At 48.7% G+C, this 10423-nt stretch carries 7 protein-coding genes; 5 read left to right on the top strand and 2 right to left on the bottom strand.

The window, feature by feature from the left end; all coding sequences use genetic code 11:
- Nucleotides 1-321: 321 nt before the first annotated feature.
- A complete protein-coding gene (locus ACXLDX_RS13245; protein ID WP_457577664.1) occupies nucleotides 322-1116 on the bottom strand; it encodes an LbetaH domain-containing protein in 795 nt (264 codons plus the stop codon).
- A 394-nt stretch (nucleotides 1117-1510) separates the two neighbouring features.
- On the opposite strand from ACXLDX_RS13245, the gene lon reads away from it, so the two are divergent.
- The 5 genes from lon (at nucleotide 1511) to hflX (ending at nucleotide 10173) form a co-directional block, all read left to right on the top strand.
- Complete coding sequence (lon, locus tag ACXLDX_RS13240; protein ID WP_457577665.1) at nucleotides 1511-3913, top strand: endopeptidase La; 2403 nt, start codon at nucleotides 1511-1513, stop codon at nucleotides 3911-3913.
- Nucleotides 3914-3944: 31 nt separating this feature from the next.
- A complete protein-coding gene (gene mltG / locus ACXLDX_RS13235; RefSeq protein ID WP_457577663.1) occupies nucleotides 3945-5015 on the top strand; it encodes an endolytic transglycosylase MltG in 1071 nt (356 codons plus the stop codon).
- Between the two features lie 96 nt (nucleotides 5016-5111).
- A complete protein-coding gene (locus tag ACXLDX_RS13230; RefSeq protein WP_457577662.1) occupies nucleotides 5112-6746 on the top strand; it encodes an NAD+ synthase in 1635 nt (544 codons plus the stop codon).
- The gene (locus tag ACXLDX_RS13225) at nucleotides 6743-8521 is read left to right on the top strand and encodes a hypothetical protein (protein WP_457577661.1); all 1779 of its coding nucleotides are present in this window, start codon (nucleotides 6743-6745) and stop codon (nucleotides 8519-8521) included. The genes ACXLDX_RS13230 and ACXLDX_RS13225 overlap by 4 nt, the downstream gene beginning before the upstream one ends.
- Nucleotides 8522-8643: 122 nt before the next feature.
- On the top strand, nucleotides 8644-10173 hold the full coding sequence (gene hflX, locus ACXLDX_RS13220; protein ID WP_457577660.1) for a GTPase HflX: 1530 nt from the start codon (nucleotides 8644-8646) through the stop codon (nucleotides 10171-10173).
- A gap of 4 nt (nucleotides 10174-10177) precedes the next feature.
- On the opposite strand, the gene ACXLDX_RS13215 is transcribed toward hflX, so the two are convergent.
- On the bottom strand, nucleotides 10178-10423 hold a 246-nt coding region (locus tag ACXLDX_RS13215; RefSeq protein ID WP_457577659.1), incomplete at its 5' end, for a PilZ domain-containing protein.

The raw sequence follows: 10423 nt of genomic DNA, 5'->3' as shown, positions 1-10423 counted from the left end.
AATGCGAATGGAAGCGTGACGTTACGGGGAGGTAGAAAAAATGGTTCGCCACGTCGAACATTATCTTGACAACTAGCCTTCTCATGGAAGGTAGGCTATAGCGAACAAAAGAGCCTGCAAAAATCTGAGGCACCTGTGAGCAATTACAGTTCAGAGGTAATAAAATCATATAATTGCTACCACTGTGAGTAGTTACGGAAAATGTTCGAAATCAGTTTTTTTTAACTTCTGAGGTAGAGAGAAAAGTGCGCGCCTCCTGCGAATGCTTTGAGGGGGAGCGAGTGATTCGGCTTTTAAAGATTCAGGAGTTCAGACATTATCTTAACGCAGTATTGATTTTTCAGGGTGATAGCCCCCTCTGGCAGTGGCATTGGGCAGCAGAATAGTCTCTTTACCCATGAGGGTTCCTGGACTGGTTACAGAATTGCATCCTGTCTGGGCATTATCACCAAGAATTGCGCCGAATTTTCTTCTGCCTGTATCGATCTTTTCCCCCTTGTAGAAAATGGTCACATTGCCGGGTAAAAACCTGAGGTTGGCAAATTTTGTTCCGGCACCGAGATTGACGTTGTTGCCGAGGATGGAATCACCGAGGTAGGCGAAATGCCCGGCTTTTGCGTCGTTGAGAAAAACAGAGTGTTTTATTTCCGTTGTATGGCCGAGAACACAACGATTTCCAGACAGAACATAACCACGAAGATAGGCTCCCTGGCGGATTTCCGTCATGTCACCGACGATTGCGGGGGATTTTATCATGGCGCCGCTCTCCACAAGGACACCACTTCCTATTGCTATCTGCTCTCCCATGAGAACGGCTCCAGCCATGATTACTGAAGCGCCATCGAGGATTTTTCCATTTTTTTCGACACGCAGTTTTCCCTTGGTGGTGTCTCCGAAAACTATTTTGCAGGCGCTGTCTTTAATGACTTCTCCTTCATAAATAATGATATGTTCCCTGCAGGGACTGTTACCTGGCGAAAGCTGCTCCTTTGGATAGGGGTAGCTGTCCATATAATTTTTCAGATTGTTTAAAGGGGTCCACACCGGGTCATCGCCTGAAAACAGATGGCCGTGCGGGAAATCGGACAGGTCAAAAAAAGACCTTATAGTCAGCATGATATCTCTCCGGAAAAAACGTTTTCTCAAAGTTGAATCCTGCACCAGCCAGGCTTGGGACCTGTGGGACCATGGGGTGGGAGAAATTGCCAGTCCCGCCGGTCAGAATTTCATTTTTTAAGTGCAGGATTTCGGTTAAAAAATATTCAGTAAGATGATACTATGAGAGAAAATGGGCAGGATATCAAGAGAAAACGATCTGTGCTTGACTTCCCGTTGAGCGATGTTTAGAATTTCTCCGGATTTGAGAAGCATGTACGTGAATAATCTATATATATTTGAAAATAGGGAAGATTTCTGATAAGTAAACGGGCGTCAAATTGCTCCCGATTTACCTGATAAGTAATCTCGCCAGGAGGTTTTTGTGGAATTTAATGATTCATTGAGTATAGGTATGGACGATTTTTCCAATAATGAAGATATGGAAATACCCGAAGTTCTGCCTATGATGGCTGTTCGGGATGTGGTCGTTTTCAATTATATGATTATTCCCCTGTTTGTAGGACGGCCGGGTTCCGTTGAGGCTGTCAACGAGGCGCTTGCATCCAATAAACTGTTGATGCTGGTCACCCAGAAAGATGCGACAAAGGATAATCCAACGGAAAAAGATCTCTATGAGGTCGGGATGGTCTGTATGGTTATGCGGACGCTGAAGTTGCCCGACGGCCGGTTGAAGGTTCTTGTGCAGGCTATGTCCAAGGCAAGAATAAAGGAGTTTCTCCGTACGGACCCCTCCTACCAGGTGGCGGTGGAAGTTATAGAAGACCAGCCTATGAAAGGGGATGTGAGTGTTGAGGTGGAAGCCCTGATGCGGACAGTACGGGAGCAGACGGAGAAAATCATGTCGCTTCGGGGAATTCTTTCCGCCGATCTCATGATGATTATTAACAATATTGAAGATCCCGGCCGGCTTGCCGATCTTGTCGGTTCCAATCTGCGTCTGAAAATTCCGGAATCTCAGAAAATTCTTGAGGAGACTGATCCCGTAGCCCGGTTGCAGCTTGTCAATGAACTGCTGGCAAAGGAACTGGAAGTTTCCACTGTGCAGGCAAAGATTCAGAACGATGCCAAAGAGGAGATGAGCAAGTCCCAGCGTGAATATTTTCTCCGGGAGCAGATCCATGCCCTGCAGAAGGAGCTGGGAGACACCGATGATTACGGTCAGGAAATTGATGAGCTTTCCCGCAGGCTGAAAAAAACAAAAATGCCGAAACCGGTCCGCAAGGAGGCAAAAAAACAGCTGAACCGAATGGCCATGATGCATCCGGATTCCTCTGAAGCGACCATTATCCGAACCTATATCGACTGGATCCTTGATGTGCCCTGGAAGAAGGGGACCAAAGATCATCTTGATCTGAAACGGGCAAAAGAAATTCTTGACGAAGACCATTTCGGCCTGGACAAGGTGAAGGAGAGGATTCTTGAGTTCCTGGCCGTGAGAAAGCTCAACAAATCAACTAAAGGTCCCATTCTCTGTTTTGTCGGCCCCCCGGGGGTCGGTAAAACTTCCCTCGGCCAGTCCATTGCCAGGGCAATGGGAAGAAAATTTTACAGGCTCTCTCTGGGTGGGATGCGGGATGAGGCGGAAATCCGTGGTCACAGGCGCACCTATATTGGTGCCATGCCCGGAAGAATTGTCCAGGGGCTGAAGACTACGGGAGCCAATAATCCTGTTTTTATGATGGACGAGGTGGATAAGATCGGCGCGGACTACAGGGGTGACCCGTCTTCGGCACTGCTGGAAGTTCTCGACCCTGAGCAGAATTTTGAGTTTACTGATCATTATATGAATCTGCCAATCAACCTGTCCAGGGTGATGTTTATCACCACAGCCAATATGAGTGACACTATTCCAAGGCCGTTACTGGACAGGATGGAGGTTATTCGTCTGTCCGGTTACACCCTTGAGGAAAAGGTTGTGATTGCCCGTCGCTATCTCCTGCCGCGACAGGTGAAGGAAAATGGTGTTCGTCCCTCACAGATCCGTATCAAGGATGAGACGATTGAGTATATTGCCACACATTATACCTATGAGGCAGGATTGAGAAATCTGGAGCGGGAAATCGGTAAAATCTGTCGGAAAATCGCCCGTAAAATAGCTGAAGGAGGAAGGGGACCATATACTGTCAGCAGGCGGAATATTGAAAAATATCTCGGTCCTCCGAAAACCATACCCGAATCGGAACTGCAGCGGCTTGAGCAGCCCGGTCTTGTGACCGGTCTTGCCTGGACCGAGGTCGGAGGGGAGATATTACAGATAGAAGTTAATCTGATGCCCGGCAAAGGCAAACTGATCCTGACAGGACAACTCGGGGATGTCATGAAGGAATCCGCCCAGGCAGCCCTGACCTATTGCAGGAGCCGTTTTCGGGAGCTGGGAGTGAAGGAGGGCTATTTTGATACAATAGATATCCATATCCATGTTCCTGCAGGAGCCATTCCAAAGGATGGGCCGTCGGCGGGAATAACCATGGCTACAGCACTTTACTCGGCCATTGTTAAAAAGAAGGTTATAGGAAAACTGGCCATGACCGGGGAAGTGACCCTGCGCGGACGTGTTCTGCCCATAGGTGGTCTGAAGGAAAAGGCACTGGCTGCGCTGCGTGCCGGAATCACCAGGGTGATTATTCCCGAGCAGAATAAAAAAGACCTGGTGGAGATTCCGGAAGATATCAGAAAGAAGATGGATTTTTACCCGGTGAAGGATATGGATCAGGTGGTGAAAATTGCATTTAACAACAAAACCGGGCGAAAGAAGAGAAGTAGCGGCAAGAAGAAAAATAAAACTATCACATAGTTGCTAACCCCCTGTGAGGAGTTACGGTATTGTGACTGACGATAAAGAACAGTTGGATGGAAAAAGATCTAATGGAAAAAGGGTTGCCCTGGGGGCAGCCCTTTTTCTGTTTCTTGTCGGATTGGTGCTCTTTGTCTGGTTTGCTGCCTACCTGGTTGGAAAGGGTCCAGTGCCTGCGGGCCGGAAAGTGGTGGTGAACATTCCTTCCGGGACATCCGTCAGGGAAATAAGCAGTATATTAGGGGAAAAAGGCTTGATACGGGATGATATCCGCTTTCCCCTGCTGGTCAAACTGTCCGGACATACAGCCCATATCCGGGCTGGAGAGTTTCAGCTGGTAACGGGAAGAACTCCGGGAAAATTGCTGGAGGAGCTGCTCAAGGCAAGACAGGTTCAGCATCCGGTAACCATCCGGGAAGGGTTGCGGGCAAAGGAAATTGGAGAAATTTTTGCTGTGCGGGGCTGGTGTGATGCGAAATCCTTTATGACCCATGTTACTGACGGCAGATTGATCGAATCTCTTGGGTTAAAAGGTATCGACAGTCTTGAGGGATATCTTTATCCGGATACTTATATGCTCACCCTGGAAATGAAGGGGGCAGAAAAAATCATCACAATGATGGTCAGGCGTTTTCGGTATGTCTGGCAGGAACTGACAGGTCTGGAAAATACCAGAATCCCTTTTTCCAGAAGAGAGGTGGTTATTCTTGCCTCAATCATTGAAATGGAAACGGGAGACCCGGGGGAGCGCCCGCTTATTGCCGGCCTTTTCCTCAACAGGCTTAAAAGGGGGATGCGTCTGCAGTCCGATCCCACCGTGATCTATCCTTATCGAAACATTGGCTATTCCGGACCTATCACCCGGACCCATCTCCGAACGTCCTCGCCTTATAATACGTATATAATATCCGGCCTGCCCGCCGGGCCTATCTGCAATCCCGGCCGGGAATCGCTGCTGGCGGTGTTGCGGCCTGTTGAAAATAACTATCTCTATTTTGTCTCGAAAAATGACGGCACCCACTCTTTTTCCAGGACTCTGCGGGAACATAATCGCGCTGTGCGAAAATATCAGCGGAAAAAAAGAACCAAAAAAGGTAAATAGGAAGGCTGTAAGGGTGCCATTCAGAAGTAATTGCTCACAGAGTTGCTATCCCTGTGACCAGTTACATTCAGAATCCTGTCCTCAATGGAGAAGAGAGTGAAAATCGGTATTGTTCAGATAAATCCGGTTATCGGAGATTTTTCCGGCAACTGTGAAAAAATAAGAAAATGGGTTGATTCCGCCAGAGAGAAAAACTGCTCTCTTGTTGTTTTTCCCGAACTTGCAGTGTCGGGTTATCCACCCCAGGATCTGCTTGAACGTGAGGTTTTTCTGCAAAGCTATGATCAGGCCCTGCAACGTCTTGTCAGGGAACTGCCGCCCGAACCTGATGTCATGCTTGGCTGTGTTGAAAGGCGGGGAGATGGACGGGGAAAACCGCTGTACAATTCGGCTGTTGTTCTTCGCAATAACAGAATTATTTTTCGGGCCAGAAAACGTCTTCTGCCCTCCTATGATGTCTTTGATGAAACCAGGTATTTTGAACCGGGACCGGTGTCCGATATCTATGAAGTCCATGACCATCGCTTCTGTGTGACGGTCTGCGAGGATGTCTGGCACCATGAGGTTCGGGATTATTCCATCAGACCGGTGGATGATATTGTCTCTGGCGGTCATGTGGATGGAGTTATCAATATTTCTGCCTCTCCCTTTCAGCGGGACAAGGAAAAATTAAGAAAGACACTGTTTGCCGAAATTTGTCGTGATCACAATATTCCCTTTATCTACTGTAACCAGGTGGGCGGTCAGGATTCTCTTATCTTTGACGGACGCAGCCATGTGCTGGACTCCGGGGGCCGGACTGTCGCCCAGGCTGCCGGCTTCAGGGAAGATATGATTGTTATTGACAGTTCCGGCTGGACGGGTGAGATGCATGAACCCGCGGAAATGGAATCAGTCCCGTCGGTATACGATGCACTGGTCCTCGGGGTGAGGGATTATGTGAAAAAGTGCGGTTTTTCTTCGGTGGTCCTGGGGTTGTCCGGTGGAATCGATTCGGCGGTTACCGCTGTCATCGCGGCAGATGCCCTGGGACCGGAAAATGTGCTTGGCGTGGCCATGCCGTCCCTGTACAGTTCTGATGAATCCCTGGAAGATGCCCTTGAACTTGGGGCCAACCTCGGCTGTGGTTTTGAGAAAATTCCAATTGATGAGTTGTTTACAACGTTTAAAAAAAACCTGTCACCTCTGTTTGCTGGCCTCGGGGAGGATGTTACGGAACAGAATCTCCAGGCACGTATCAGGGGAAACCTGCTTATGGCCCTGTCAAACAAGTTTAATCATCTGCTGCTGACCACGGGCAACAAAAGTGAAATGGCCGTCGGCTACTGCACCCTTTACGGTGATATGAGTGGTGGACTGGCGGTTATTTCCGACGTCCCGAAACAGCTCGTTTATGAACTTGCAGACTATATCAACAGGGAAGAGATCCGTATTCCTCCCCGTATTATTACAAAACCGCCCACCGCTGAACTGAAACCCGATCAATGTGATCAGGATGATCTGCCAAGCTATGAAATACTTGACAGGATCCTTGAGTTGCATCTGGAAGGGGGGAAAGGACTTGATGAAATAACAGCAAGGGGTTTTGACAGGGATGTTGTCAGGGACGTTCTGCGCAGGGTACGCATAAATGAATACAAGCGTAAGCAGGCGCCCATGGGACTTAAGGTGACCAGCAAGGCCTTCGGTTATGGCCGCAGGTTTCCAAATGTTCAGAATTTTCAGCAATGACTGGTTGCGGCAATATGGTGGAAAATAAAAAGCGTGTATTGCCCTGGCTTTCAGCCGTTTTTGCGGTCGGAGCTTTTGTCTGGCTGATTTACAGTGAGGCGGTACTGAAACGTCCGGAAAAGCTGGGAATCACCAGTTCCGGCATGGTTGACATGTGTATCACCTGTCACAGGGATGAAAAACTTGATCCCGCCCATGATCCAAAGGTTATCGGTTGCAGCAGTTGTCATCTTGGCAATCCTCTGGCCATTACGGAAGAAGCGGCCCACAGGAATATGGTATTGAATCCGGGTGATCTCCGCCATGTGGAGAGAACCTGTTCGACCGAAGGGTGCCATCCAAAAGATGTCCACAAGGTAAAAAAATCCCTCATGGCAACCAACAGGGGTATTCTCGGAACTCTCCTCTATTACTGGGGAGAGAGTAAAAGCCAGGATACGGAACTCAGTGTCGAAGAACTGTTGCAGGAGAAAAAAAACAGTCTTGCCATTGATTATTTCAGTAAGCTCTGTGCCACCTGCCACCTCTGGAAACAGAAAAATGATATGGTTGGTGCTGCCGAATTTTTCAGGCAGAAAGGCGGGGGATGTTCAGCCTGCCACTATTCGATTCCCGGAGAGAAAGGAATGTCTGTCACCATGTCCGATGACGATGAATCGGAAAAAAAGAAAATTCATCCATTTATTACCAGAAAGGTTAAAAGTTCCAACTGCGTGCGTTGTCATAACCGTTCCGGCAGAATTGGTATCTCTTACATGGGGATTTTTGAATCGGAAGGGTATGGAACTCCTTATGCAAAAGGTACAGTAAGTTCAAAACAGCTTCCCGGGGCCAGGTTTTATCTTGAACTGAGCGATGATATTCATCACAGCAGAGGGATGGAGTGTATCGACTGCCACACCAGAAATGAAATTATGGGGGACGGTACAAGTTATGCCCATTATGAGGACCAGTTGGAAATTTCCTGTGAAACATGTCATTCGGCTGAACCCGGTCTTACCAGAAAAAATAACCGACTGAATAATGTTACCAGAGAAAAGAATGGCTGGATTCTCCGGGGAAAGGTCGAGGAGAAGAAATTTCCATTGAACCCGATTAAAAAAGGAGTATGCGATTTCCCTGCCCATAAACGGGTTTCCTGTGAGGCCTGTCATTCAAGCTGGGTTGCCCAGTGTTATGGCTGTCATGTGAAACGGGATGCGGCCGAAAAGCACCTGGATAAACTGACCCTGAAAGAGACAGCCGGCTGGTGGGAAGAGGGCAGGTCCTATATCCGTTATGAAAAACCGATGCTCGGGGTGTGGAATGATGAAGTTGTTGTGGTTACTCCAGGATGCCAGGACATTGTCACTGTACTGGACAGCAAAGGTAAACTTGAAAAAAGCTTCAACCGCTTGACCATGGCGGCGATCAATCCTCATACAACACAGGCAAAGGGAAGAGAGTGTATCGATTGTCATGGTTCCACCAAGACCCTGGGCCTGGGGGAGGGCACATTATCCGAGAGGAATGGGAAACTGGTCTTTGAACCGCTTGGCCGGGGAGTGATGACCGACAGTGGTCAAACCGTTCCCCTTGATGGTTATGTCACTATTGACGGAGTGCCCCTGCAGAACAGCTCCCGGCCGGAACTGCGGCCCTTCAACGGGGCCGAGTTAAAGGCCATTCTTCGTGTGGGGAGATGCGTAGTCTGTCATGATTCCTATGAAGACAGGGTATGGAAATCGTATTCGGCCAGGACAGTCTGCAGCCGTACAACAGGTGAGAAAAAATAGGCAGGGGTGACGGTATCACTATTGTAACAGGAAATATTTCTGGTCTGAAAAAGCACCAGCTCAAATCCCTTGAACGCCTCGGAACCAGGAGGGTTCAACGGGACAAAATTATCAATCCGGAAATGGCACGAAATATCTGCCGGCTGTCCATGGAAATCAACAGACAGATAGGGATACTTGTCCATCGGTCCGGCAAGGTGGAATCCATAATCGTAGGTGATTATTCCCGGATTGTGATCCCACAGCTCGGCCACGTGCGTTCTTCAGGGGGGAGACTGAAAGGGCTGAGGCTTGTCCATACCCACCTGGCCGGGGAAGATATCAGTGATGAAGATCTGATGGATCTGCTCTTTCTCAGGCTTGATCTTCTATCAGTGTTGAAAATGAGTGAAGACGGTCTTCCTGAACAGCTCCATACGGCTCATCTGCTTCCCGCCGCAAAAGATGGCAGGAACTGGATATTCCTTGATCCGGTCCATCCGGCCAACCAGGTTGAATCGGCTGAAGAACTGATTCTGGCGGTGGAGCGGGATTTTGCCGCACAGCACAGGGCCAGGAGGGTTGACAGTAAGGAGGACAGGGCGATTTTGATCAGCGTCAGTACCGAGTCACGAATGCGGGCGGAGGAGTCTCTGTCGGAACTCGCCGAATTGAGCCGGTCTGATGATGTGAAAGTACTCGACATGGTCCTGCAGCGCAGGCGAAAGGTCAATCCACGTCTTATTCTGGGAAAGGGAAAATTGGCGGAAATCATGATAAGGGCGCTGCAGCTTGACGCGAATCTGCTTATCTTTAATCAGGAGCTGAATCCGTCACAGATTCGATCCATTACTGAATTTACCGAGTTGCGTGTTATTGACCGGACTCAGCTCATCCTTGATATCTTTGCTCACAGGGCCATGAGCAGGGAAGGAAAACTCCAGGTGGAGATGGCCCAGTTGAAATATATGCTGCCCAGGCTTTCTTCAAGGGATGACTCTCTTTCCCGGCTGACAGGTGGAATCGGTGCCAGAGGGCCGGGAGAAACAAAACTTGAGATTGATCGCCGCAGGATCAATGACAGGCTTGCCAGGCTGGCAAAGGAATTGAAAAATGTCAGCCGTGAGCGATATCGGAGACGGGCAAAGAGAAGAAAGAGGGATCTGCCGGTCATCTCCCTGGTCGGTTATACCAATGCCGGCAAATCAACACTGCTCAATACTCTCACCAACAGTTCCATAGTTGCCGAGAACAAACTTTTTGCAACTCTGGACCCCACCAGCCGCAGGTTGCGTTTTCCAAAGGAAATGGAGGTTATCATAACAGATACTGTGGGATTTATCAGGGATTTGCCCGCGGAACTGCTCAAAGCGTTTATGGCTACCCTGGAAGAACTGCAGGAAGCGGATCTCCTTGTTCATGTTATTGATGTCTCAAATCCCCTTTACCAGGACCAGGTGCAGGTGGTTGAAAACCTTCTGGAAAAGCTGGAGCTGGGTTCCATTCCCTGCCTGAAACTGTATAACAAGGTTGATCTTCTTCAGGACAGAACTGTTACTGATCGACTGCAGGGAAAAAACGAACTGATGGTAAGCTGTTATGAACCCGAGACATTAAGACCCTTTCTGGTCAAGGCTGAAACACTGATAGGTAAGGTTGTAGGGATAAGGTAAGTTGTCAGGGACGAAGGTAGAATCCCAGCTCTTTTTCAAATGCCTGATCCTCGATGAATTCACAACCGATCCTACCTTTATTGACCGAACGGATGATCACATTTTTAAAAAGTACCGTCTGCTTCCGGTTGTCGAGCGTGAAGTTTAATGTACCTTTCTGTCCTGTCTTGATGTTGTGTATTCCGCGAACCAGAAAGCAGACACCGCTGAGAGAAAGGTTTGATATTTTTACAAGTCCCCCGCCGGTCGC

The sequence above is a fragment of the Desulfomarina sp. genome, assembly GCF_054039375.1.
Note: the sequence above shows the minus strand (reverse complement) of the source record. Positions and strands in the feature narration are given on the sequence as shown.

Bases quoted from the DNA above. Each gene is read 5' to 3' on its own strand.
- ACXLDX_RS13245 (WP_457577664.1), bottom strand. From the start codon at position 1,116: ATGCTGACTATAAGGTCTTTTTTTGACCTGTCCGATTTCCCGCACGGC.
- lon (WP_457577665.1), top strand. From the start codon at position 1,511: ATGGACGATTTTTCCAATAATGAAGATATGGAAATACCCGAAGTTCTG.
- ACXLDX_RS13225 (WP_457577661.1), top strand. From the start codon at position 6,743: ATGACTGGTTGCGGCAATATGGTGGAAAATAAAAAGCGTGTATTGCCC.
- hflX (WP_457577660.1), top strand. From the start codon at position 8,644: ATGGCACGAAATATCTGCCGGCTGTCCATGGAAATCAACAGACAGATA.